Genomic DNA, 22326 nt, shown 5'->3' on the forward strand with positions numbered 1-22326 from the left:
TCAATCCTCGTGGATCAGACTATTGCGCATCGTGTCCTTCAGGAGGACCGAGCAGACGAGGCCGACCGTCATCACCGCCGCGACATAGAGATAGAAGGCGCTCTCCATCTTTTCGTGCTTGAAGGCCAAGGCCACCATCTCGGCCGTGCCCCCGAACAGGACATTGGCCAGGGCGTAGGGCAGGGCCACGCCCAGGGCGCGGATCTCGGCCGGGAACATCTCGGCCTTCACCACGGCGCTGATCGAGGTGTAGCAGGACTGGAAGGCCATGCCGGCCAGGATCAGCGCCAGGGCGCTCGACACCGAGGTTGCGTGGCTGATGCCGGTCATGATCGGCCAGATGGTCAGGGCGCCGCCGCCGAAGGCCAGGATCAGCATGGGCTTGCGCCCCAACCGGTCCGACAGCCAGCCGGCCAGGGGCTGGGCCAGCATGAAGCCGATCATGCTGAGCGCGCTGATCTCTGACGCCTGGCCCTTGCTGAAGCCGGCCGTGTTGACCAGGAACTTCTGCATATAGGTCGTGTAGACATAGAAGGTCAGCGAGCCGCCGGCTGTCAGGCCCATGATCAGCAGGCTCTCGCGCGGATGGCGGCGGACCAGCGGCACGATCAGCGACACGAAGAACGCCAGCAGGAACAACGCGCCCAGATACTGGCCGGGCTTGGCCAGCGGGCCGGTCGTGACGCCCAAGACGCCGGCGATCACCGTCAGCGCCAGGAAGACGGCGGCGCTGGCCACCTGGCCGCGCGAAAGGCTCTCGCGCTGCGTGGAGCGCTTGAAGGCGATGCTCTCCTCCAGGCCCCGACGGATCCAGAACACCACCACGGCCAGGATCGCGCCAATGATGAAGGGGATGCGCCAGCCCCAGGCCTTCAGTTCGGCCTCGCCGAGGGTTCGCTGCAGCACGATCAGCACGCCCAGCGCGATCAACTGGCCGGCGATCAGGGTCACGTAGTGGAAGCTGGACCAGAAGCCGCGACGGGTCTTGCCGGCCATCTCGCTCATATAGGTGGCGCTGGCCCCGTACTCGCCGCCCACCGACAGGCCCTGCAGCACGCGTGCGAACAGCAGTATGGCCGGGGCCCACAGGCCGATGGCGTTGAAGCCGGGGGTCACGGCGATGATCAGCGCCCCGCCGCACATCAGGGCCACAGACGCCGACAGGGCGGCGCGGCGGCCAGCGTGGTCGGCGTACATCCCCATCAGCCAGGCGCCGACAGGACGGGCCACGAAACCCAGGAAGAAGACCGCCGCCGCCTGCAGCAGCTGCACGGTCTGGTCGCCCTTGGGAAAGAAGGCGGGCGCGAAATACAGGGTGAAGGCGGCGTAGGCGAACCAGTCGTACCATTCGACCAGATTGCCGGCGGAGCCGCCCAGGATGGCCTTGGCGCGGGCCACGGGCGACAGGCGCGCTCCGGATGCCGCGTCGGCGGTCGCCGTCATGTGAACTCCCCTCCCGTTTGGGAGGGGAGCTTAGGCGAACCGCGTTCCGGAGCAACCACCGGCTCATCGCAATGGATGATCCGGCTCTCCGGAAGAGGCGCTAGATGCGGCCGAGCAGAACCAGGATGATCAGAATGATGAGGATCAGACCCAGGCCGCCCGAGGGGAAGTAGCCCACGAACGACTGTGCCCCCAGGTCGGCAGCGCGCCGATCAGGGCCAGGATCAGGATGATGATGAGGATCGTGCCGAGCATGGTCCGAAAGTCCTAGAAGCCCGCGTCCGCCACCACGGCGACGCTAGGGTCTTGCATTCGGAATACGCGGCGGCGCTTGTCGGTTCCGCGCCGTTTGGTTCCGCCTAGGCGGGGGTGTCTTCGGCCTTGCGCAGGCGGATGGCCCACAGCGCCCCGATCACCGCGCCCTTGACGCGCGGCAGCAGTAGCAGAGTCAGGGCGGCCAGCGTCGTCAGGCAGATGGGCGCGACGATCAACGGCGGGCCTTCCCAGATCACCGGGAAGAACAGCAATGGGGCCACGACCAGGTGGCCGACCAGCAGGATCGTGAAATAGGCCGGGCCGTCATCGGCCGGGTAGCTGCCCAGTTCGTGGCCGCAGGCCTCGCACACCGGCTCGACCTTTAGGTAGGCGCGATACAGACGGCCCTCGCCGCAGTTGGGGCAGCGATGTCGCACGCCGCGCGTAAGGCCGACGAGCAGGGGCGATGCGGAGGACTGAAGCTCTGACATGCCACCCATATGCGCTTTCGGATCCGGCGGGAAAGGGCGACCAGCCGTCGCACGGCGACGTTATGCCCAAGCTTGCCGTAAGATCTTGTATATTTTTGCGGTCATTGGAGCGGGATGCGCCGCGAAATCGGCTTCGATCAAACGGTGCAAACGATATCTGGACGGCGCTGGCGCAGATCCTGATCTACGCTGGTTATTTCAAAAGCCGCGTCCCGGGACCTTCGGCCTTGGTCCAAGGTCTCTGGAACAGTTGTGGAGAGCCCGCGTTGGTCGTCTGAATTGCAGCCGAGACGCGCCATGACGCCAGAACGCCCTACCAAGCCCGAAGCCGGTCAGGAGACGCCGCCGCGCAAGGGCGCCGGCGCCTCCAAGGCCGAACACGCCGTCCGTCACGCATCGGACGCCGCCGTCGCTCCACATGAAAAGCGAGCGATCGGCGCGGAGACCTCGCGCGAGGAAGACGCCTAGGATCAGTGCTTGGCGTCGCGGGCGGCGCCGGCGACGGCCTTGCCGGCCGACGAGACGTCGCGACCGGCGCCTTCGATGGTGTTGCAGGCCGAAACCAGCAGGGCGGCCGCGGCGGCGGCGAGAACGACGAACTTACGCATAGATCAGAGCTCCAGCTTGGAAGGCGGCGGACCTTAACCGTGGGCCGCGTCGAGCTGCAAGAGCCCGGCGCGGCTTAAGGATCAGCGCACCCGGCGGACCGAGCTGTAGCGATCGTTCTGTTTCTTGGGCAGGCTGGCCATGTCGTAGTCGTAGCGCCAGCACTTGCCCTGGTAGTAGGCGTGCTCGCAGAACTCCCAAGTCCCGCGCGAGATGCGCATGGACGAGATGCGGTCGTTGAAGCCCAGGCGCGACAGGTCGGGCGTGTCACCGCGCAGGGGGCGGGCCTCGCCGCGGAAGCCGTCGTGCTCGAACAGCACGACCTGGCCGCCGGGACCCCAACGGTCGCCCCGTCGGTCGTCACGCCGATCGTCGCGACGGTCATCACGTCTGTCGTCACGACGATCATAGCGATCATAGCGATCATAGCGATCGTCGCGGTCTTGGTAACGGTCCTGGGCGACGGCGCCGGTGGCGACCAGGGCCATGGCCCCGCAAGCGATCAGGAAAGCGATCTTGCGCATGATGGCGATCTCCTAGCGGACGCGACGGATCGAGCTGATCGCGTCGTTCCATTCCCGGGGCAGGATGGCCTGGTCGGCGTCCAGACGGCTGGCAGCGGCCTTGGTAGTTGGCGTGCTCGCAGATCTCCCAGCGACCGCTGGCGCGGCCGATCTGGATCGACGAGGCCCTGTCGTTGAACTTCACGGCGCCCAGGTCGGGCATGTCGCCGTTCACCTCGAAGGCGCGGCCCTGGTAGTTGGGATCCTCGAACAGCACGACCCCGTCTCGGGGACGACCGCCGCCGCCGTTGTTCCAGCCGCCGCCGTTGTTGCCGCCCCAGCCGCCGCCTTGGCCAGGACCATTGAATCCGGCGCACTGCAGACGGCCGTCGCGGTTCTCCAGACCCTGGCCGCCGCAGTCGCGCGTGCGCGCGCTGCTCCATTCCCAGCCGCCGCGGCTGCTTTGGCAACGCGCCCAGACCTGGCCGTTGAAGGCCGTGATCTCGCGGCAGGACTGCGTGTAGGAGCCGCGCGGCGGATCGTCATAGCGGCCGTTCCAGTTCGGCGCCTGGGCCGAGGCCGCGCCCGCGAACGCGACAACGGAAAGGGCCATCAGGCCAAGGGTCTTGCGCATGTCTCTGTTTCCCCACCAAGAAGGCTTCGTCCCTGAGAAGCCGAGCTAGCCGTTTCCCAACTGAACGGCGCCTGAACGGTCTAGCTCTGAAAGTTAACGCTCGATCGGGCGATAGTCGACCTTGACGTGTCCTTTCAGCTGCTGCTCGGTGAACCAGACCGGCTTGGTCTTCATGGCCACGAACAGCGGCGTCTGGTCGGCATAGTGAGGCGAAGAGGCGTCCAGAGTGGCCGAGCCGAACTGGTGGATGCTCTCCGAGCGCAGCGCCCCGACCTTGTCCCAGGTGACGAACATGATGAAGGTGTCGCCGCCATCGGCGGTGGTCGTGCCGTCCTTCTCCGGCTTGCCCCAGACCGAGCGATAGGTGTCCGCGGCGCCGTCGATCGGCAGGTTCACCGTTCCGCGCCGGATGCGATTGACCTCGCCCCACTCGGGATCCAGGCGACCGAAGTGGGTCTTCAGCCTCTTGATCGCCGACTGGAGGCTGGCCAGCGGCGTCGGCGCCGGATCGTCGTTCGAGCGGGCGAACAGGATCGGCTGGGCCATCAGCGCCGCCAGGGCCGCGCCGCGATCGTGGATGTCGGCCTTCTTGTCCCACGCGCGCAGGATTTCCTGCGCCTTGGCGAGATCGGCGTCGCCCTTGGGGTCGATCGCGGTGACCTCGCGGACCATCTCCATCACCGACGAGCGGTCGCTGAACGCCACGTCGAACTTGTGGGCGCGGAAGCTCGTGTCGGTGATCGCGTGGTCGATCCCGAAGGTTTCCAGCGCCCGCCAGGCGCGATTGGTCATGTTGGTCTGCAGGCCCATCGAGGCGGGAAAGGCCTCGGGCTTGAGATTGTCGGCCGCCTCGCTGGCCTGGAACGGGCTGTTGTTGGAGTTGAACACCAGGCCCGACTTCGGATTCCACAGCTGCGGCGTCTGCTCAGGCGGGCGGTAACCCTGCCAGATCAGGTCGGAGCGGTCGCCGGGCAGGATCCCTTTCCAGTCGGCGTCTACCGCGCGGTTCGGATACTGGCCGTTGTGGACGAAGCCGATGTTCCCGGCCCTGTCGGCATAGACGTAATTCAGGCTGGGGATGGCGTGGGTGGCGATGGCCGTGCGCCATTCCACCATCGTCTTGGCCTTGTTCAGCCGCCAGTACTGCAACGGCTGGCGCCACTCGCCCATGCCGGCATAGCGGATGGCGAAGACGCCGTGATCCGTCTCCAGCACCGGTCCGTGCGCCGAGCGCAGGACGGCCTTCCTCACCGGCAGCACGATGGGGCCTAGCAGCTTCACGCGCAGGGTGACGTAGCGCTTGTCGAAGTCCTTCCACTGGCCGTCGAGGCGGTACTGGTTCTTGTTCGCCGGATTGAGGGTCAGGCGGTAGACGTCCACGAGGTCGGGCTTGGACACCGTATTGGCCCAGCCGAGATCGGCATTGTGGCCGTGCAGCATGAACGGCGAGCCGGGAAAGAAACCGCCGGCCACGTGCCAGCCTTCGCCGCTCTCGACCACGGCCTCGTACCAGGCGACCGGGCCGGTATAGGGCTGGTGCGAATTGACGAGCAGCCGCGTGGCGCCGTCGGCGTTGCGGGACGGCGCGGTCGCCAGACCGTTCGAGCCCTTGGCCGGCGGAGGCGGGGCGTGCGGTGTCGTGAGGCGCTTCAGTTCCCCGTCCAGGCCGTAGAAGAACGGCTGCTTGAAGACGAAGCCGGCCTCGATGTCGTGGCCGGTCAGAGGCAGCAGGCCCGCCTTGACCTTCTCCGGATGCTTGGCGGCATAGACGCTGACGCCGTCGGCATAGGCCTCCAGGATCTTGCGAAGGTCGGCGGGCAGTTCGGCATAGTGGGCGTTGGTCGTTGGCCAGACGTCGAGCAGGGCGGTGACATAGTCGGTCGGCGCGGCGGACTTGCCCTTGTCGCGGGCCAGGACGCCGCGCGTGGCCAGCACCACGTCCTGCAGGGTGGCGAAGTCGTCCTCGCTCTGGGCGTAGCCCAGGCCGAACGCCGCGTCGGCGTCGGTCTTGCCCAACACGTGCGGCACGCCCCAGTCGTCGCGGCGGATGCGGACGTCATAGGCCTTGGCCTTGTCCAGCAAGGCTTGGCGGGCAGGGGCCTTGGGCAGGCTGGCTTGGTCGATGACGATCAAGCCCGCCGCCGCCAGCACCACGAGCGCCAGCAGGCCGCCGATCCCGCGCAGGATCCACCTCATCCAAGCCTCCCCAGCCCATTATTTGTTACCAACGATCATGCGGGGCGCGCTTGGTCGTGCCTAGAGCCGCTTTCGACGAAAGCTGTCTGAAACGTCGCGAGAACGTCGTTCGCCATCCCGAACTGGGCTGCTAGGTTCGATTTAAGCAAAGAGGGAGGCGGCCCATGGCTCGCAAGCACTTGGTTTCGGTACTCGCCGGCGTTCTGGCTTTCGGGACGCTCAGCGTCGGCGGCGCCGCGTTCGCTCAGGTTCCCGCCAATATCGAGAAGGCCCTGGCCGATCCGTCGCGTCCCGCCGTCGACACGGCCCGCGACGCCGCCCGCCACCCCGGCGAGATTCTGGCCCTGGCCGAGGTCAAGCCGGGCGACACGGTCATCGACTACATCATGGGCGGCGGCTATTTCACCCGCATCCTGTCGGCCGCCGTCGGTCCCAAGGGCGTGGTCTATGCCTACCAGCCGGCCGAGTTCATCAAGTTCAAGGCCCAGTACGGCGAGGACCAGAAGACGGTCGCGGCCGCTCTCGCCAACGTCAAGCCGCTGAACGGACCGATGACCGCGCTGGACCTGCCGGACGGCGCCGATGTGGTGATCACCGTCCAGAACTATCACGATCAGCACCTGAAGCCGTTCCCGGTCGACACGGCCGCCAAGGCCAATGCCGAGATCTTCAAGTCGCTGAAGCCGGGCGGCGTCTTCCTGGTCATCGACCACGCGGCCCTGCCCGGCGCGACCACGGCGCCGGACGCCCTGCACCGCATCGACATCGCCCAGGTGAAGAGCGAGGTCGAGGCCGCCGGGTTCAAGCTGGAGGCCGAGAGCCCGCTGCTGTCGAGCGCGGCGGATCCGCATACGGCGAGCGTCTTCGACCCGAGCATTCGGGGAAAGACGGATCAGTTCATCCTGAAGTTCCGCAAGCCAAAGTGATGCAAACCCTTGTCATCCCGGAAGCTTCGTAGAGGCTGTCCGGGAACCAGGGGCGGCCGGCACGACGCTCACGCACCCCCCGGGTCCCGGACAAGCCTTGCAGGCTTTCCGGGATGACAATTTTGGTGCGTGTGGAAGGGCTATTTCGCCCGCGCCTCCGCGCCCATGAACACCACCTTGGCGCCCTTGTTCACGGCCGAGCCGAGTTCGGCCGCGTCCCAGTTGGTCAGGCGCACGCAGCCGTGCGAGGCGCGCTTGTTGACCAGTTTGGGATCGGGCGTGCCGTGGATGCCGTAGGTGTCCTTGGTCAGGTCGATCCAGGTCGAGCCGACCGGATTGTTCGGTCCGGCCTTGATGGTCAGCTTGCCCTTGGGCTTGCCGAAGGTCAGGCGCGACGGGTCGTAGGTATAGGTCGGCCTTGGGGCCAGGGTGCGCACGGCCCATTCGCCGGACGGGGCGGGGCGCTCGGTGCTGCCGACGGTGGCGGGATAGACCGCGAGCAGGGTGTTGTCCTTGTCGAAGGCGCGGACCTGGCCGATAGCCTTGTCGATCTCGATACGGTCGACCTTGCGATCCAAGGTGTCCGCGCCGGCCGCCGTCACCACGATCGTCGTTCCCGCCGCGCCGAAATCGACGCCGGGATTCAGCGCCTGCAGCAGCGCCTCGTCCATGTGGAAGCGCTCGGCCAGCATCTCGAGCGGGGTCTGGTAGTTCAGGGCCGGCAGCTCGGCCATCGCCTCGTAGTCGTCCTTGGGGATCGGCGGCGAGAACGGGCCGGCCTCGTCCTGGGCGGTGATCGTGTAGTCGACCAGCACCGGCCCGCCGTCTCCGGCGGTCAGGGTGTCGATCAGTTGTTGCGTGATCTGGCCGTCGGCCGTCTGGCCGCGCGAGGTCTGGAAGGCCTTGATCGCCAGGGTCAGGTTCGTACCGTCGCGACCGTCGATGACGCCTGGCGAGAAGTGCGCGCGGTCCAGCAGGGTCTGGACGCGGACCAGCAGATTGCGGTGCGCCTCGGGATCGGTCGCGGCGGGATCGAACGCGGCGGCGTTGATCGTCTGGGCCAGGGGCGAGCTGGCCGCGACGGCCGCCGGCGCGGCGACGACAGGAGGCTGGGCGGGCGCGGACTTCTGGACCGTCTTGGCCGGCGTGGGCTTGGCCGGTGGCTTGTCATCGCAGGCCGACAGGGCCAGCACGGCGATCAGTGCGAAGCGGGAAACCAGGACGGTCATAAGGACTCCAAGACGGAACGACTGCCTCGTCTCAAGACTTGAGCCATGGCGAAGTTCCGTGGGATCGCGAGGCCGGATGCGGGGAATGACTTGAGGGTTCTGCGACGATGGCTTTGGGGCCTTGGCCTTCTGCTGCTGGCGGGCGGCGGGTTCTGGCTATGGGTGACGTGGCCCAGCGGTGGAGTCTCGCCCCCGGGCGTCCAACCGCGCGATGAGCCCGCCTACGCGACGCCGGCGGAACAGCATTTCACCTCGATCGACCCGCCGCCGACGCCCCCGCCGCTGGCGGGCGCGCCGGAGACCTGCGACGGGCGTGACGCTCCCGAGGGCGCCGCCGCCGCCAACGCCGCCTCGCTGTCGAGCCTGGCCTGGAGCCCGTTCGGCAAGCCCGAGACCGGCTGGGAGATCTACGCCCCGCGCATCGCCGCCGAGATCGGCACGACCTGCGGCCCGGGCTCGAACGGTTTCGCCTCGGCCCTGGCGCGTTGGCAGGGCGCGCATGGCCTGCGGGGTACGGGTGTCGTCGACCCGGCGGTGTTCGGGACCATGCTGGTGCGCTGGCACCTGGCGCGACCGTTCGTGCGCGTGAACCGCGAGGGCATGTGCCCGGGCGCGCCGCCCGAGGCCAGCCTCGCTCTGGCCGGCCCCAAGGAGAGCTATGGCGGCAAGGCCATCCGCCTGCGGCCGGGCGCGCTGGAGGCCTATCGAAAGATGGTCGCCGAGGCGCGGGCGGCGGGGGGTCTTGCCGCGGCCGGAGTCGCTGACGATCTTCTCGGGCTTCCGGGCCCCGGACGCCGACGCCCAGCGGTGCGCGCGAGACAAGAACTGCCAGGGCTTGAGGCGCACCATCTGCTCCGCCCACCGCACGGGCCTGGCCATGGACGTGGTCATCGACGCCGCGCCGGGCTTGAGGCCCGACAGCTCCGCAGACGCAAACCGGCTCGTCATGGCCCGCTCGTCGGTCTATCGCTGGATGGTCGTGAACGCGCCGCGGTTCGGCTTCGTCAACTACGCCTACGAGCCCTGGCACTGGGAGTGGACGGGCGAGCCGCTATTGCCCGGCGTGCCGATCTCCAGCCTGCCCCAGGAAGGCTCCGAGCCGATCACGGAACCCGCGGATCAGCCCACGTCCGAAACGCCGGCCTCTGGCTCAACCGCTCGTAATAGGCGGTAAGCGTGGGCCAGTCCTCGCGCTCGATCGGACTGAACAGCCAGCGATGCACCGACAGGCCCAGCACGATATCCGCGAGCGTGAAGGTGTCGCCAGCGACATACGCCCCGGTGTCCACCAGCCGGGCGCTGAGCAGGCCCATGGCCGTGTTCCACGCCGCGACGCTGGTCGCGATCTGCTTGGGATCGTCGAAGCCGGGCGTCTTGCGGACCAGGCCGGCGAAAGCGTAGCGCCAGGCGGTGTTCAGCTCGGTGCACTGCCAGTCCATCCACTGGTCGACCAGCGCGCGTTGGCGGCGGTCGGCCGGGAACAGCGGCGTGTCGGCCGCCACGTAGCGGCAGATCGCGTTGCTTTCCCACACCGGGCCATGCTCATCGATCAGCACCGGCACTAAGGCGTTGGGGTTCAGCGCGACGAACTTCGGGTCGCTGGTGGGCGCGAAGCCCTGGCCCCAGTCCTCGCGCTCATAGGCCAGGCCCAGTTCGTCCAGGGTCCAGAGGACCTTGCGGACGTTGATGGACGAGGCGCGCCCGAGGACCTTGGGGATCGTCACCGGGTCATCCAGGGTTTTGACTTGCCGGTCGGGCCGCGGCGCTGGCGCGCTCGACCTTGCCGGTCGAGGCCTTGGCCCCGTGGCCGTGCTTGCCCTGGGCGGCCTTCTTCAGGCGCAGGGCGCGCTGCATCGGCGTCTCGTCGGCGGGGACTTCGGTTTTGTCGGTCATGAAGGCGATGTAGGCCTGTGAAGGCGCCTTGAGAAGGCCGCGCTTGAGGGTCACTTTGGAAAGATGTCGCGCCGCCGTTCGGTTCCCGTCCTGATCGCTTTCGCCGTGCTGGCCGCCGTGGGCGCGCACGCCCAGACGAAGCCGGCTCCTGAAGCCTCCAACACCGTCTCGCCCGTCCTGATCTTGCCGCCGACCCTGCCGCCGAACCTGGTCTCGACCTATCCGGCCCAGGACCAGACCGTGCCGCCAGGCGTGCTGATCCTCAAGGCCGCCTTCGACCAGCAGATGTCGCCCAGCGCCTGGAACTACGCCCCCGCGCCCGGCGCGGAGCCGATGGACTGCGTGAAGACGCCCCGGCTGCTGGGCGATCAGAAGACCTTCGTCCTGTTGTGCCGGGTGCTGGCCAACCGCACCTATGGCGTGACCTTCAACGCCGAGCGGAACGGCGGCTTCGCCAATCTCGGCGAGAACCCGGCCCATACCGCCGTGCTGACCTTCAAGGTCGACGCCGATGCGCCGGTGACCACCGTGCGCCGCGCCATGGAGGCCGCCAAGCTGCAGGCCGACCAGATGCCCGTGCAGGACGCGCCCATGGCCGTGGCGGGCGCGATGAAACAGCCAAGTTTACCCTAGCTTGTGGCGAAACACTCCGTCGTGACGCATCATCGTCCGATGACGGGGGAATCGGGGCGCGAGTGGACGGGGGCTGACCTCGCCGTGGTGGTGGGCGACTATGTCGCCCAGCTGGAGAAGACGCTCGCCGGCAAGCCGGTCGATCGCGGCGCTCACGATCGCGCCGTCCGTTTCGTCACCGGCAAGTCCGACATGCCGATCACCTGGAAGCAGGGCGAGATCTCGGCGGTGCTGTCGCTGATCGGCCTGCCGATCCTGCGCGACCAGCCGCCGCGCTGGTCGTACGACGCCGCGCTGCTGGAAGCGGTCGAGGAGCAGCTGGCCGCCAAGCCGGCCCTGCTCAGCGCCGCCGTTCGCCCCGCCTCGCTGTTCACCGCCCCGCCGGCCGTGCCCCTGATCGAGGCCGCGCCGCCCCGGCCGATGCCGATGGACGAGCGCCTGATCCGGGTGATCCAGCGCTTCGACATGGGCGGGCGCGAGGCCGACGATCGTTTTCTGAAGGGGCTGGGCGTCTCCAGCATCATCGCCTTCGAGGCCCGCCGCCTGTCCGATCGCGGTCGACCCGACCTGGCGGCGAAGATCCGTCCGTCTCGCGACGGCGATCCGGACGGCTGCGATGTGATCGGTTTTGGCCTGGACGAGACCCCGCGCCTGATCGTGGTCAAGACCACCCTTTCGGGCGAGGTCTCCCCCTTCGGCCTCAGCCAGGCCGAGTTCGACCTCGCCGAGGCCCGCCCCGAAGCCTTCCGCATCCGCCGCGTCTACGACCTGCTGGGCGAGGCGCGGTTCTACAGGATGAAGCCGCCGTTCGGGTGAGGGCTTCCGGACTCCGAAGCCGACGCGGCCAGGCGCCGCCGGCTAGGATAGGGCGGACGGGACGGCGGCCACGTGCGCGCCGGGACCTTGCGCGCCGGACGCGGCTCGGGCCCGTTGAAGTCCATGATCGTGATGTCCAACTCCTTCAACGCGTAGGCGGTGGTGCGTTCGGCCGCCTCCAGGGCGTCGGCGTCGTCCTCGCCCAGATAGTCGCGGCGAAAGCGCATCACCCGCCGCTTGAACAGCGCCGGCACGCTTTCGGGCTTCAGCAGCATGGCCAGGGCCAGCAGGTAGATGCTGCGGAACATCAGGTCGGTCTCGTGCTCGACCGCCGCCTTGGTCGGCCGCCAGTCGACAAAGCCCGTCATCAGCAGCTTGGCGCGCTCGCCGTCGAAGCCCTCGGCCGTCGCTCCGGCCAGGGCGGCCTCCGACGGCGGCTGCGGCGCGGTCAGCCGCGCCAGCCGATCGGCCAGGGTGGTCAGCCGCAGCGCCTCGTGGTCGCGCCCGTCCTGGATCGCCGCCGCCAGCCGCGCCATCGCGGCGTTCCGCAGGTCTGATGGGTCGGTCGACAGCGGCGCGGCGCTGAAGGCCTCCGCGGCGTCGTCATCCGTCAGCCAGACCTCGCCCGGCAGGGGCGTCGGCCGCCGGAGGCGCGCGGTCGTCTCCGCCTCGGTCTGGGCGTCGGCGTGGGCGCGCGCGACGGCGTCGCCGTGGGCCTTCTTGGTCCAGCCGTCCTTGCCGGCGCGACTATAGATGCTGCGCGACGAGACCTTCCATTTGGCGGACAGCTCGGCGGCGGTCGCGCCGTTCTTATACTCCGCGGCGATCTTGGCCCAGGAATCCTCCGAGAGGCGGAACCAGGTTGGGCGGGCGTCGGGATGTGTCTTTGTCATGGCCGCCAGTGTGCGGCCGCGCGAAAAGGCGGGGACAGAACGGCGTCAAAAATCGACAAAGCGTTGAAAAGGCGGGGTCTCAAGCGCTCGACTAGGAGTGTATCGGCGAGCGTTCAGCTTTGCCGAAGCTCCGTGAAAAAGTCCTCGAGCAAGGTCGCGCGTTCGCGGTAGGGAGTATGTCGGCTGAAATGAGCCGTGACGTCGGCGACGATTTGCTCAGGCGCGCGCGCGTCTTCCGTCGAATTGGCGGCCCACGCCCGACCAGGGTGCAGGGTGTCCCAAGGAGAGCGCTTGTTCGCCCGCGTGGTGGCGCTGTCGCCGTGTTTGCCCAAGCCGTAGAGCAGGTTCGTCTCGTTGTTCCAGATCGGTTTGAACAGATGGATCAGATAGTCCTCGGCGGCCGTTTCCCAGCCCGATTGAACGACGAGAAAGCGCGCGTCGAAGTCGGCGACATCCAAGGTCGAGACAGCCTTGCCGATATTCTTTCGGTGCTCGTTCAAGCGCGCCGCGAGCCGGGGGCCTTGATCCCGGGCGCTGTGAGCGCCCTGCTGAGCGGGCGCGGCCTGGCCGACATAGATCGGCGTCTCCGTCCCGGATAGCGGAGCGTAGAGCGGGTAAGCGCCCCGATAGTAAATCGCGTAGACGCCCGATCCGTAGAACTGGCCGATCGTACTCAGGGGCGCGCGTTCCTGCGCCACCATCGCCAGGGCCGTGAACCGCCCGATCACCTTGGGATTGCTGGGGTCGAAGACCGAGCGCGGCATGGCGATCGGGTCCAGTCGCCGCAGCGCGGCTTCCAGAGTTCTCTATGACGTCGCGAAGCTCGTGATCGACCTTGCGGCGCGCGACCGGTGAAAAAGGCGCGGTATCAGCTAGGCTGGTCAAGGCCGCCACGCGCTCGCGCAGCGCGGCGATCTCGGCGTCGAGGGAATTGGTCTTGCTCACGCCGCGTAGCGTAGCTTCCTGGCGACGTCCTTGCCAATGACCTCGGCCAAGCGAACCGGCACGGCGTTGCCGAGCTGGCGCATCACCTCGCTCCAGGCTCCGTGGAAGATGAAGCTGTCGGGGAAGGTTTGCAGGCGCGCGCTTTCCCGGATCGAGAAATAGCGCACCGTGCCATCGGGGCGGGCCAGCATGTTCTCGCCGCCGGGCACGCCGTGGACGCCGGCCTTCAGGGTCTTGGCGGGCTCGTCCAGCGGACTGCCGGTATGGCCGGGATAGGACCGCGCGCCAGGCTGGAAGCGGTGGTAGGCGACCTTGGCCGCGCGTTTCGGGTCCAGCTCGGGATCGGGCAGGTCGGCGATCGCGTCGCGCACCGTGCGCCAGGCGACCTCGCTCGGCTTGTCGCGCAGCGCCAGGGCGCGGGTGGGCGCGTCGGACGGATCCGGGCGCCGCGCCTTGGCGACCTGGTGCGCGTCCCAATAGTCGCCCGAGCGATGTTGCGCCCATAGCAGCGCGTCGGACGAGTGGGTGGCGACCGGGAACGACCATTCCAGGTCCAGGTCGTCGCGGAAGCCGACGAAGATCACCCGCTCGCGCTTTTGCGGCACGCCATAGTCGGCGGCGTTCAGCACCCGGGCCACGACCCGATAGGCCAGGCCGTCGCGCGCGCCGCGTAGATGATGCTCCTCCAGCCGCGCCAGGTGCTCGGACCAGTCCTCGTCCGACCGGGCGACGACTTCCGGATGCTCCAGCTGCAGGCGGATATATTCGAAGTAGTTGCGGAAGCTGGCGCGGGTCAGGCCCTTGACGTTTTCGAACACGAAGGCCCGGGGACGCGTCTCGCGCACGGCGCGGATCGCGTGGGGGAACATGTCGCGCGTGTCGTCATAGGCCCGGTGTTTGCCGCCCAGCGAGAAGGGCTGGCAGGGCGGACCGCCCGAGACCAGGTCGATCTTGCCCTCCAGGCCCTTGAAGTCGACATGGCGCACGTCGCCCTCGACCTCGGGCCAGCCGGCCATGGGCGAGGCCGCGCTCTGGCGGTTCTCGGCGATGGTCTCGCGGCAATAGCGGTTCCACTCGACCACCTTGGCCGGTTTGAACCCGGCCTGGCAGAGGCCGATGCCCAGGCCCCCGGCCCCCGCGAACAGTTCGATCGACTTCATGAGTCCAAGAATGTTCTAATTTCGTTCTCAAGGAAAGCCTCATCCTTGAGCCCGCATTCCCAGAGGGTCAGCGCGCTCCAGCCCAGGGCTTCAAGCTCCGCCAGCTTGCGAAGATCGCGGGCGCGATTCCCCTCCAGCTTCGGGATCCAGAACTCGTGCCGTGATTTGGGCAGCCGCGCCAGCTTGCAGTTCGGGTCGGGATGGCGATGCCAGAAACATCCGTGGACGAAGATCACCTTCTTGCGGCCGGGGAACACCAGGTCCGGCCGCCCGGGCAGCTTCGCGCCGTGCAGGCGGTAGCGGTAGCCCAGGCGGTGAACGAGCCGGCGGACCAGCATTTCGGCGCTGGATCCCTTGCCCTTGACGCGGGCCATGCGGGCGCTGCGTTCGGCGGGGGAGAGGGTGTCCATGGCAATATCGTGCGACTGGTTAGCTCCAGTTGATGTATCCAGCAGACAGTTTTCTAAACTCCAGGCTGTTTACACAATTAGGGTCTACATCCAGTTTATCTATTAGATGATCAAGGCATTCCAAAAGCCGTTCGTTGATGACGTTCGCTTTGACGATTTGTAATGCCGCCTTCGCATGGCTCCGGCAAAGTGCGTTACCAAGGCGGTTTTTGATCTCGAATTCGGAAAGTGAGGCCATCACATGCGGTGCGTATTTGTCAGCAGCAAGAGCTAGCATCGCGTCATAATATCCCCTGGCTCCGGGGGATACTCCGCCGTTATAAGTCACTCCTCGGCCAATTCGGCACATAAGAACCGTTTTGAACAAGCGCTGTGCAAGATTTTCAAGAATTGAAGCTTGGTCGGGGTTGTAAGAATAGAGCTCTGCCGCAACGGGGGGCTCATTGTGAAAATTATCCCACCCATTATGCTTATCTCTAAGGTCAGTTATTAGGCAATCTACGATAATAACCCGCTCGGATTGCGATCTGTAGGCGTTTCCGCCAACTCCTCCGAAGAATTGTTCGCCTAGGGCGTATTTTTCCTTGTATAGATTAACATTGTATCCCTCGAGAACAACTCCAAGTTTATATTTTGTATCATCTTTGCAGGTAGCCCAAAGCGCGGGCGCTATAAGAGATATGTTCTTTCTGACGGATGGATCTGTGTCTGCAGCGACGTATATACCGAAAAGAGTCCTTAGGAGGCCTCCGCATAGGTGGCTGGAGAGTTGAGAAAAGCGCTGCGTAATTCCTTGCACGGCTGCATTGTCTAGCGGGGCCGTCTGTACGCGTAGGTTGGAGATGAAGCTTTGAACTTGCAGCGCGGCCGCGGTTGGATTGTCATTCAAGACCTCCGACACGCAAGTCTGAAGCCATCCAAGCAATTCGAACGCGTTTATGGCGTACGTGTTGGGATGTGAAATCCCGACATCGTTCCTCATGTCCAATATGTGTTTTAATTTCTTGTACGTAGTGTCGGATATTAACTCAAGTTTTCTGCATGTGTCAAGTAGAACTGAATCTTTTAAGGATGAAAGATCTTCCTCAGTCTTGTAATGCTCTCGTGCTTTGCTTCCTCCAACGGCGGAGTCGAAAAATATTTCGAGTCCGTACACGGATGCTTTTCTTCGTAGATTTAAGACGACTTCGTTCCATACGGCATTTAGAGAATAGTCAAATAAGCCAAATCCTGCGCCAATTACAAACTTAGACAGATAGCGTGCGTCTTTTTTTGCCTCTGCGGGGAGTCCTTGAACGAGGCTCTGAAGATTATCACCAATGATACGGCGTTGCTCTTGATTGGCGATGATGTTTTCAGACGGTAGACCCATGTCCTTTAGGAAGCTAACGAGTAACTGAGCTTGAGGATCAATCAGCTCATTGGACTTCTTAACTACAAGATCGGACATGTATCGATTCCTGGTGCAATTTTCCCGAGTATTGCACTTTTCTGCCCTTTTTAAAGAGCGCGTGGTTGGTCGGTGTGAAATCTGATTTCGGCAGGAATCAAAACGCCCCCGCCAGCTTCCGCTGACGAGGGCGTTCAAATTCTCGATCGTTAAGCGCGCGCCGAAAGATCAATCCTCGTCCATCTTCAGGGCGGCGATGAAGGCTTCCTGCGGGATCTCGACCTTGCCGAATTGGCGCATGCGCTTCTTGCCGGCCTTCTGCTTGTCCAGCAGCTTGCGCTTGCGCGAGGCGTCGCCGCCGTAGCACTTGGCCGTGACGTCCTTGCGCAGGGCGCGGACGGTTTCGCGGGCGATGATGCGGCCGCCGATGGCGGCCTGGATCGGGATGACGAACATGTGCTGCGGGATGAGTTCCTTCATCTTCTCGCACATGCCCCGGCCGCGGCTCTCGGCGCGGTCGCGGTGGACCAGCATGGAGAGGGCGTCGACCGGCTCGGCATTGACCAGGATCGACATCTTCACCAGGTCGCCGACGCGGTAGTCCTCGACCTGGTAGTCGAAGCTGGCATAGCCCTTCGAGATCGACTTCAGGCGGTCGTAGAAGTCGAACACCACCTCGTTCAGCGGCAGGTCGTAGACGACCATGGCGCGGTTGCCGACATAGCTGAGCTCGCGCTGCATGCCGCGACGGTCCTGGCACAGCTTGATCACGCCGCCGAGATATTCGTCGGGAGTGAAGATGGTGGCCTTGATCCAGGGCTCGCTGATGCTCTCGATCTGCATCACGTCGGGCAGGTCGGCGGGGTTGTGGAGTTCCCGCTCCGTGCCATCGCGCATGTGGATCTTGTAGACGACCGAGGGCGCCGTCGCGATCAGGTCGAGGTCGAACTCGCGGGACAGGCGCTCCTGGATGATCTCCAGGTGCAGCAGGCCCAGGAACCCGCAGCGGAAGCCGAAGCCCAGGGCGGCGCTGGATTCCATCTCATAGGTGAAGCTGCCGTCGTTCAGGCGCAGCTTGCCGACGGCGGCGCGCAGGTCCTCGAAGTCGGCGGCGTCGACCGGGAAGAGGCCGCAGAACACGACCGGCTGGACGTCCTTGAAGCCCGGCAGGGCCTGGGCGGTCTGTTTCTTTTCGTCGGTGATGGTGTCGCCGACGGCGGCGTCGGCCACCTCCTTGATCGAGGCGGTGAAGAAGCCGACCTCGCCCGGGCCCAGCTCGGCGACGTCGGTGGCCTTGGGCGTGAACACCCCGACCTTGTCGATGCGGTGGGTGGCGCCGGTCTGCATCATGCGGACCTGCTGGCCGGCCTTCAGCGTGCCGTCGAAGATCCTGACGAGGACGACCACGCCCAGATAGGCGTCGTACCAGGCGTCGACCAGCAGGGCCTTCAGCGGGGCGTCGCGCTCGCCCTTGGGGGGCGGCAGGCGCTTGACGATGGCTTCCAGCACGTCGTGGATGCCCAGGCCCGACTTGGCGCTGGCCAGCACGGCGTCGCTGGCGTCCAGGCCGATCAGGTCCTCGATCTGGGCGCGCACGCGCTCGGGCTCGGCGGCCGGCAGGTCGATCTTGTTGAGGACCGGGACGATTTCGTGATTGTTGTCGATGGCCGAATAGACGTTGGCCAGGGTCTGGGCTTCCACGCCCTGCGAGGCGTCGACGACCAGGATCGAGCCCTCGCAGGCGGCCAGGCTGCGGCTGACTTCGTAGGCGAAGTCGACGTGCCCGGGGGTGTCCATCAGGTTGAGGATGTAGTCCTCGCCGTCGTCGGCGTGGTACTTCAGGCGCACGGTCTGCGCCTTGATGGTGATGCCGCGCTCCTTCTCGATGTCCATGTTGTCGAGAACCTGGGCGCTCATCTCGCGCGCGGTCAGGCCGCCGGTCTCCTGGATCAGGCGGTCGGAGAGCGTGCTCTTCCCATGGTCGATATGGGCAACGATCGAAAAGTTGCGGATCTTGTCGAGAGGCGTCGAAGTCATGGCCGTGCGCATAGCACATTTGGCCCGCTTCGCGAGGGGCTGAACACGTCCCGTCCGCGGCGACGCGTCGGCCATGCTTAACCGGTCGTTAAGTTTGGAGCCGCAAACCGGTCTCAATGGCTTGCAACAGTGTTGCAATGAAACTGATCCGGAGGGCCTGACATGGACCGTCGCAAGCTGATCCTCTCGGGCGCCGCCGTCGGTCTGAGCACCGTGGCGACCGAGGCCCTGGCCCGCCAGAGCCGCTACAGCGAACAATTGCCGCCGCCGCAGCCGATCGGTCCGGCCAGCCCCGCTCCGAGCGACCCCTACGCGTCGCCGCCGCCCGTCGCTCGGGACGCCTACGCCTCTCCGCCGCCGTCTCCGGCCCCGGCGTCGAACGGCAATACGCCGGCCTACGATACCGGCCGGGCCCAGACCTATTCGGCCGACGAGATGATCCGGGCGACGTCCGATTTCCTGGGCGTGACGGCCGAGAGCGCCGGCGCGGCGATCGAGAAGATCTTCAAGGACAAGGGTCAGCCCACCGCCTATATCGCCGGCGAGGAAGGTTCGGGCGCCTTCGTGGCCGGTCTGCGCTATGGTCGCGGCCTGCTCTACATGAAGGGCCGTCCGACCCTGGAGACCTTCTGGCAGGGGCCGTCGATCGGTTGGGACTGGGGCGGCAACGCCAGCCGCGTCTTCACCCTTTGCTATAACCTGCAGTACCCCGACGCCATCTACCGCCGCTTCCCGGGCGTGGAGGGCAGCGCCTATCTCATCGGCGGCCTGGGCGTGAACTACCAGAAGGCCGACGACATCACCCTGGCCCCGATCCGCGCCGGGGTCGGCCTGCGCCTGGGGGCCAATGTCGGCTACCTCGGCTACAGCCGCAAACGCCGCTGGATGCCGCTTTAGCCGTCGTACTCGATCGCGTAGCGGAAGCCGCGGGACTGGTTGGGGACGAGCGTCACGCGCCAGGCGACCATGCCCTGGCGGATGTCGTGCTTCTGCGGTTCGGCGACGACCCTGAAGCTGGTCAGGTTCGGATTCTGCCGCACCTCGACGGTCACCGGGATGGTCTTGGCGTTCGAGAGATCGACCTCGTAGGTCCGGCGTACGCGACCCTTCTTCAGTTTCTGTTCGGCGACCAGGCGCGGCCGGGCAAGGATGTCGACGGCCTGGCCGATGACCAGATCCAGCGGCTCGCCGACGGCGACATCGCGCACGGCCTGTTCGCCGGCGAAGGTCGGCTGGCCATCGATCGTCTCCATGGCCGAGAGCGCGCCGGAGGGCAGGGGTTTGCCCAGGCCGCTTCGCACCGTGTTGTCCAGGCGCAGGGTCACGGCCGGCGCGCGGAAGCCCTCGTCCTCGCGACCGCTGTCCCACGGATTGATCGTCACGACATAGAGCCGCTGGAAGGCGACGTCCTTCTGGTCGAGAAAGGCCACCTGCTTGGTCTGGCGCGGGTTCAGGGTGACCGGCGCGGGCAGGGTGTAGAGCTTGTAGTCGCCCAGGTTCGATTGCTCGGCCAGCTTGGCTCGGGCGACGGCGTTGGTGGGGACCGGCGGAGCCGCGGAGATCACCGGCGGAATGGGCAGCGGTGGCGGTCCGAAGGCCGCGCGAGCCTGGACCTGGATGTCCGCGTCACTTTCGATCAGATGCGTGGTGTCCATCGGCCAGCAGGTGCGGTTGATCCGCAAAGGCCGGCCCTTGTCGACGCGCGCATATTGCCGTGAGAGCCGTCCGGCCACGGCCTGCGTTCTGGCGTCGGCGAACTGGCTGCCGCCGCTGTTGACCAGCGTCAGCCAGCCGGTCAGGTCCAGCCGCTTGCCGTCCGGATGGATGCGCGCGACATAGTCGGCCTGCCAGTTCACGCCCAGCGCCAGATAGGACAGCGTCAGCTTCACGCGGGCGGGCGCGGGGACGTCGACGATGGTCGACAGGCTGGGCTTGTCGGTTAGGCCCTCGGGTACGGACGACAGCACCAGGCGCTCGGGCCCGCCGGAGCAGCCCAGGGCCTCGACGCCATCGGCTGTCTGGACCAGCAGGCCGTTGGGGCCCTGCAGCAGCATAGCGTCGACCGTCCGTTGGCGGCCGGTCTTGCGGTTGGTGCGGACCACCTGGATCGGCTGGCCCAGCGACCGTTCGACCAGGGTTCCGGGGCTGAGCAGGGCGTAGTCGTAGTTGCGCTCGACCGTTCTGCCGGGCAAGCCCTCGACCGCCGCGCTCTGCGGGATCAGGCCCTCGGCCACGCCGTCGAAGCGGATCGTATGACGGCCGGCGGGCAGGTCGACCGTGCGCGTCTCGGTGACCAGGATCAGGCCCTTCTCGGCGGCCTGGGCGCGCTGCCAGGCGTTCAGCGCCTGGAACGGTCCGTCGCCGTCGCGATAGAGGGTGACGGCCACCGTCTCGGGCGCGCGGGAGGCGATGGTGTCTGCGTGGGCGGGGAGCGCGGCGGCGAAAGCGAGCGCGCCCGCCAGGGCGCGCATACTCACCACCCCGTCTCCACGGAGAAGGTCAGGGTCGTCTCGCCGTTCGCCGGTACGGGGACGCTCCAACCCAGGGTGCGGGCGTCGATGACGCGGCTCTTCAGGCTCTCGGCCTTGACCTCGCCGTCGCGCCACAGACCGCCCTGCCGTAGCTCGACCACGACCGGCTGGTCCTTGGCGTTGCGCAGCAGGTATTTCATCTCGTAGCGGGTGCGGGTCTTGGAGACCCGCGTTTCGGCCACAAGGGTCGCCTGGCTGGAGACGTCGAACGCCTCGCCGGTCTTGATCGACAGCTCCGAGCCGGCCGGCGTGTGGCCGATGGCGTTCTCGCCGACGAACTTCGGATCGCCCGCCGCGTCGCGCATGTAGACCCGCATGACCCCGGCCGGCAGCTGGCTGCCCAGGCCCGCTAGCCTGCCATTGCCGAACTGGATGGCGACCACGGCCTTGACCGGCTCGGCCTGGCTTGAGAACCAGCCCTCGCGCACCTCGTAGACCTTCCTGGCCGCGACGCCCTGGGCCGACAGGAAGCCGACCTGCTTGTTCTGGTTGGAGGCGATCGTGGTCCGCTCGGGCAGGGGATAGACGTAATAGTCCGCGATCCGTTCGCCCGCGCCGCTCTCCGTGCCCGCGCGCACCACGCCGGGAACGCCGCCGGGGACGGCGCGCCGGATCGGGCGATAGGGGGTGGTCGAGTTAAGCTGGTTGACGTCGCCGGCCACCAACTGGGTCTTGGCGTTCTCGAACGGCGTGCCGGAGGTGTTGGACAGGGTGATCCAGCCCTGCAGGTCCAGCACGTTCCTGGCCTCGTCGAACAGGGCGACATAGTCGGCCTTCCACGACAGACCCGAGGTCAGGTAGCTCAGCTTGGCCTGGCGAGGACCGGCGTTGGCGGCCTCGACGCTGACCGACAGGGTCGGGCGCGCGCGCAGGGTCTCTGGCACCTTGTCGAAGATCACCCGCGTGGGGACGCCGTCGTCGCGCAGCACCTCGATGCGGTCGCCGATCTTCAGCACCACGCCCTGGTTGGCCGCCAGCACGGTGGCGACCTCGGTGGTTTCCTTGCCGTCGCCGGGATTGGTGCGGACGATCCTCACCTGCTGGCCGACCGCCTTCTCCATCAGCTTGTCGGGGGTCAGCAGGTCGTAGTCGAAGTTCTGCTCGAGGATGCTGACCCCAGGGGCCGACAGGCTGACCGTCTCGGGACGGATCTGGGCCGAGACGTCCTTGAACTCCAGCTTCTGGCGGCCAGCCTTCAGGTCCAGCGGGCGGGCGTCCTCGACCAGCGCCAGATCTGAATTGTAGATGGTGATCGAGACCTCCCGAGCCTGAGCACGGGCCGTGAGAGGGACCAGCAGCAGGCCAGCCGAAGCCAGCAAAGCGCGACGGTGCATG

Annotated in this window: 22 protein-coding genes and 2 pseudogenes; 6 read left to right on the plus strand and 18 right to left on the minus strand. The window is 66.5% G+C overall.

Features of this window, described 5'->3' with window-relative positions:
* From ACHMW8_RS14375 to ACHMW8_RS14385, 3 genes are all read right to left on the minus strand, one after another.
* Nucleotides 1–1443, minus strand: a complete 1443-nt coding sequence (locus tag ACHMW8_RS14375) for an MFS transporter (RefSeq protein ID WP_395442913.1) — start codon at nt 1441–1443, stop codon at nt 1–3.
* Between the two features lie 144 nt (nt 1444–1587).
* The gene (locus ACHMW8_RS14380; protein WP_395442914.1) at nt 1588–1698 is read right to left on the minus strand and encodes a DUF3309 family protein; all 111 of its coding nucleotides are present in this window, start codon (nt 1696–1698) and stop codon (nt 1588–1590) included.
* 104 nt (nt 1699–1802) lie between these two features.
* Nucleotides 1803–2198 (minus strand): DUF983 domain-containing protein, encoded by a 396-nt coding sequence (locus tag ACHMW8_RS14385; RefSeq protein ID WP_125156219.1) that lies wholly within the window; start codon nt 2196–2198, stop codon nt 1803–1805.
* Between the two features lie 288 nt (nt 2199–2486).
* On the opposite strand from ACHMW8_RS14385, the gene ACHMW8_RS14390 reads away from it, so the two are divergent.
* Entirely contained in the window at nt 2487–2657 is a 171-nt protein-coding gene (locus tag ACHMW8_RS14390; protein WP_395442915.1) for a hypothetical protein, read from the plus strand.
* Between the two features lie 2 nt (nt 2658–2659).
* Here ACHMW8_RS14390 and ACHMW8_RS14395 read toward each other — a convergent pair whose 3' ends face one another.
* From ACHMW8_RS14395 to ACHMW8_RS14410, 4 genes and pseudogenes are all read right to left on the minus strand, one after another.
* A complete protein-coding gene (locus tag ACHMW8_RS14395; RefSeq protein WP_099580356.1) occupies nt 2660–2797 on the minus strand; it encodes an entericidin A/B family lipoprotein in 138 nt (45 codons plus the stop codon).
* Between the two features lie 81 nt (nt 2798–2878).
* Nucleotides 2879–3319, minus strand: a complete 441-nt coding sequence (locus ACHMW8_RS14400; protein ID WP_395442916.1) for a beta/gamma crystallin-related protein — start codon at nt 3317–3319, stop codon at nt 2879–2881.
* Between the two features lie 12 nt (nt 3320–3331).
* Nucleotides 3332–3932 (minus strand): annotated as a pseudogene (locus tag ACHMW8_RS14405) (beta/gamma crystallin family protein).
* 93 nt (nt 3933–4025) lie between these two features.
* Nucleotides 4026–6128: an acylase gene (locus tag ACHMW8_RS14410; protein WP_395442917.1), complete on the minus strand. Its 2103-nt coding sequence runs from the start codon at nt 6126–6128 to the stop codon at nt 4026–4028.
* A 164-nt stretch (nt 6129–6292) separates the two neighbouring features.
* Between ACHMW8_RS14410 and ACHMW8_RS14415 the strand changes: the two genes are divergently transcribed.
* Nucleotides 6293–7054, plus strand: a complete 762-nt coding sequence (locus ACHMW8_RS14415) for a class I SAM-dependent methyltransferase (protein ID WP_395442918.1) — start codon at nt 6293–6295, stop codon at nt 7052–7054.
* Nucleotides 7055–7194: 140 nt separating this feature from the next.
* On the opposite strand, the gene ACHMW8_RS14420 is transcribed toward ACHMW8_RS14415, so the two are convergent.
* Entirely contained in the window at nt 7195–8283 is a 1089-nt protein-coding gene (locus tag ACHMW8_RS14420; RefSeq protein ID WP_395442919.1) for a L,D-transpeptidase family protein, read from the minus strand.
* 877 nt (nt 8284–9160) lie between these two features.
* Between ACHMW8_RS14420 and ACHMW8_RS14425 the strand changes: the two genes are divergently transcribed.
* The gene (locus tag ACHMW8_RS14425; RefSeq protein WP_395445979.1) at nt 9161–9457 is read left to right on the plus strand and encodes a hypothetical protein; all 297 of its coding nucleotides are present in this window, start codon (nt 9161–9163) and stop codon (nt 9455–9457) included.
* Here ACHMW8_RS14425 and ACHMW8_RS14430 read toward each other — a convergent pair.
* On the minus strand, nt 9387–10007 hold the full coding sequence (locus tag ACHMW8_RS14430) for a glutathione S-transferase family protein (RefSeq protein ID WP_395442920.1): 621 nt from the start codon (nt 10005–10007) through the stop codon (nt 9387–9389). The two genes, ACHMW8_RS14425 and ACHMW8_RS14430, sit on opposite strands and share 71 nt — an antisense overlap.
* Nucleotides 10004–10176, minus strand: a pseudogene (locus ACHMW8_RS14435) (hypothetical protein). Before ACHMW8_RS14435 ends, ACHMW8_RS14430 begins: the two are co-directional and overlap by 4 nt.
* A gap of 63 nt (nt 10177–10239) precedes the next feature.
* On the opposite strand from ACHMW8_RS14435, the gene ACHMW8_RS14440 reads away from it, so the two are divergent.
* A complete protein-coding gene (locus tag ACHMW8_RS14440; protein ID WP_395442921.1) occupies nt 10240–10809 on the plus strand; it encodes a hypothetical protein in 570 nt (189 codons plus the stop codon).
* Nucleotides 10810–10848: 39 nt separating this feature from the next.
* On the plus strand, nt 10849–11625 hold the full coding sequence (locus ACHMW8_RS14445) for a protein NO VEIN domain-containing protein (protein WP_395445980.1): 777 nt from the start codon (nt 10849–10851) through the stop codon (nt 11623–11625).
* Here ACHMW8_RS14445 and ACHMW8_RS14450 read toward each other — a convergent pair.
* From ACHMW8_RS14450 to lepA, 6 genes are all read right to left on the minus strand, one after another.
* Nucleotides 11598–12518, minus strand: coding sequence for a hypothetical protein (locus ACHMW8_RS14450; RefSeq protein WP_395442922.1), 921 nt, complete (start codon nt 12516–12518; stop codon nt 11598–11600). The genes ACHMW8_RS14445 and ACHMW8_RS14450 overlap by 28 nt on opposite strands.
* Before the next feature lie 113 nt (nt 12519–12631).
* Nucleotides 12632–13282: an Eco29kI family restriction endonuclease gene (locus ACHMW8_RS14455; protein ID WP_395442923.1), complete on the minus strand. Its 651-nt coding sequence runs from the start codon at nt 13280–13282 to the stop codon at nt 12632–12634.
* Nucleotides 13283–13459: 177 nt separating this feature from the next.
* Complete coding sequence (locus ACHMW8_RS14460) at nt 13460–14623, minus strand: DNA cytosine methyltransferase (RefSeq protein WP_395442924.1); 1164 nt, start codon at nt 14621–14623, stop codon at nt 13460–13462.
* Nucleotides 14620–15033, minus strand: a complete 414-nt coding sequence (locus tag ACHMW8_RS14465; RefSeq protein ID WP_395442925.1) for a very short patch repair endonuclease — start codon at nt 15031–15033, stop codon at nt 14620–14622. The genes ACHMW8_RS14460 and ACHMW8_RS14465 overlap by 4 nt, the downstream gene beginning before the upstream one ends.
* 19 nt (nt 15034–15052) lie before the next feature.
* Nucleotides 15053–16483, minus strand: coding sequence for a hypothetical protein (locus tag ACHMW8_RS14470; RefSeq protein ID WP_395442926.1), 1431 nt, complete (start codon nt 16481–16483; stop codon nt 15053–15055).
* A gap of 168 nt (nt 16484–16651) precedes the next feature.
* Nucleotides 16652–18460 carry a translation elongation factor 4 gene (gene lepA / locus ACHMW8_RS14475; RefSeq protein WP_395442927.1) on the minus strand — a complete coding sequence of 603 codons (1809 nt, stop codon included), beginning with the start codon at nt 18458–18460 and terminating at the stop codon, nt 16652–16654.
* Nucleotides 18461–18622: 162 nt separating this feature from the next.
* On the opposite strand from lepA, the gene ACHMW8_RS14480 reads away from it, so the two are divergent.
* A complete protein-coding gene (locus ACHMW8_RS14480; RefSeq protein ID WP_395442928.1) occupies nt 18623–19357 on the plus strand; it encodes a DUF1134 domain-containing protein in 735 nt (244 codons plus the stop codon).
* Here the strand turns inward: ACHMW8_RS14480 and ACHMW8_RS14485 are convergent.
* A complete protein-coding gene (locus tag ACHMW8_RS14485) occupies nt 19354–20931 on the minus strand; it encodes a DUF4139 domain-containing protein (protein WP_395445981.1) in 1578 nt (525 codons plus the stop codon). The two genes, ACHMW8_RS14480 and ACHMW8_RS14485, sit on opposite strands and share 4 nt — an antisense overlap.
* A gap of 2 nt (nt 20932–20933) precedes the next feature.
* Entirely contained in the window at nt 20934–22325 is a 1392-nt protein-coding gene (locus ACHMW8_RS14490; protein ID WP_395442929.1) for a DUF4139 domain-containing protein, read from the minus strand.
* Between the last annotated feature and the right edge of the window lies 1 nt (nt 22326).

This window comes from Caulobacter sp. UC70_42, from assembly GCF_044056025.1.
Lineage (GTDB): Bacteria > Pseudomonadota > Alphaproteobacteria > Caulobacterales > Caulobacteraceae > Caulobacter.

Coding starts and splice junctions, on each gene's coding strand:
- ACHMW8_RS14375 (WP_395442913.1), bottom strand. CDS start 1,443: ATGACGGCGACCGCCGACGCGGCATCCGGAGCGCGCCTGTCGCCCGTG.
- ACHMW8_RS14380 (WP_395442914.1), bottom strand. CDS start 1,698: ATGCTCGGCACGATCCTCATCATCATCCTGATCCTGGCCCTGATCGGC.
- ACHMW8_RS14385 (WP_125156219.1), bottom strand. CDS start 2,198: ATGGGTGGCATGTCAGAGCTTCAGTCCTCCGCATCGCCCCTGCTCGTC.
- ACHMW8_RS14390 (WP_395442915.1), top strand. CDS start 2,487: ATGACGCCAGAACGCCCTACCAAGCCCGAAGCCGGTCAGGAGACGCCG.
- ACHMW8_RS14395 (WP_099580356.1), bottom strand. CDS start 2,797: ATGCGTAAGTTCGTCGTTCTCGCCGCCGCCGCGGCCGCCCTGCTGGTT.
- ACHMW8_RS14400 (WP_395442916.1), bottom strand. CDS start 3,319: ATGCGCAAGATCGCTTTCCTGATCGCTTGCGGGGCCATGGCCCTGGTC.
- ACHMW8_RS14410 (WP_395442917.1), bottom strand. CDS start 6,128: ATGAGGTGGATCCTGCGCGGGATCGGCGGCCTGCTGGCGCTCGTGGTG.
- ACHMW8_RS14415 (WP_395442918.1), top strand. CDS start 6,293: ATGGCTCGCAAGCACTTGGTTTCGGTACTCGCCGGCGTTCTGGCTTTC.
- ACHMW8_RS14420 (WP_395442919.1), bottom strand. CDS start 8,283: ATGACCGTCCTGGTTTCCCGCTTCGCACTGATCGCCGTGCTGGCCCTG.
- ACHMW8_RS14425 (WP_395445979.1), top strand. CDS start 9,161: ATGGACGTGGTCATCGACGCCGCGCCGGGCTTGAGGCCCGACAGCTCC.
- ACHMW8_RS14440 (WP_395442921.1), top strand. CDS start 10,240: ATGTCGCGCCGCCGTTCGGTTCCCGTCCTGATCGCTTTCGCCGTGCTG.
- ACHMW8_RS14445 (WP_395445980.1), top strand. CDS start 10,849: ATGACGGGGGAATCGGGGCGCGAGTGGACGGGGGCTGACCTCGCCGTG.
- ACHMW8_RS14450 (WP_395442922.1), bottom strand. CDS start 12,518: ATGACAAAGACACATCCCGACGCCCGCCCAACCTGGTTCCGCCTCTCG.
- ACHMW8_RS14455 (WP_395442923.1), bottom strand. CDS start 13,282: ATGCCGCGCTCGGTCTTCGACCCCAGCAATCCCAAGGTGATCGGGCGG.
- ACHMW8_RS14460 (WP_395442924.1), bottom strand. CDS start 14,623: ATGAAGTCGATCGAACTGTTCGCGGGGGCCGGGGGCCTGGGCATCGGC.
- ACHMW8_RS14465 (WP_395442925.1), bottom strand. CDS start 15,033: ATGGACACCCTCTCCCCCGCCGAACGCAGCGCCCGCATGGCCCGCGTC.
- ACHMW8_RS14470 (WP_395442926.1), bottom strand. CDS start 16,483: ATGTCCGATCTTGTAGTTAAGAAGTCCAATGAGCTGATTGATCCTCAA.
- lepA (WP_395442927.1), bottom strand. CDS start 18,460: ATGACTTCGACGCCTCTCGACAAGATCCGCAACTTTTCGATCGTTGCC.
- ACHMW8_RS14480 (WP_395442928.1), top strand. CDS start 18,623: ATGGACCGTCGCAAGCTGATCCTCTCGGGCGCCGCCGTCGGTCTGAGC.
- ACHMW8_RS14485 (WP_395445981.1), bottom strand. CDS start 20,931: ATGCGCGCCCTGGCGGGCGCGCTCGCTTTCGCCGCCGCGCTCCCCGCC.
- ACHMW8_RS14490 (WP_395442929.1), bottom strand. CDS start 22,325: ATGCACCGTCGCGCTTTGCTGGCTTCGGCTGGCCTGCTGCTGGTCCCT.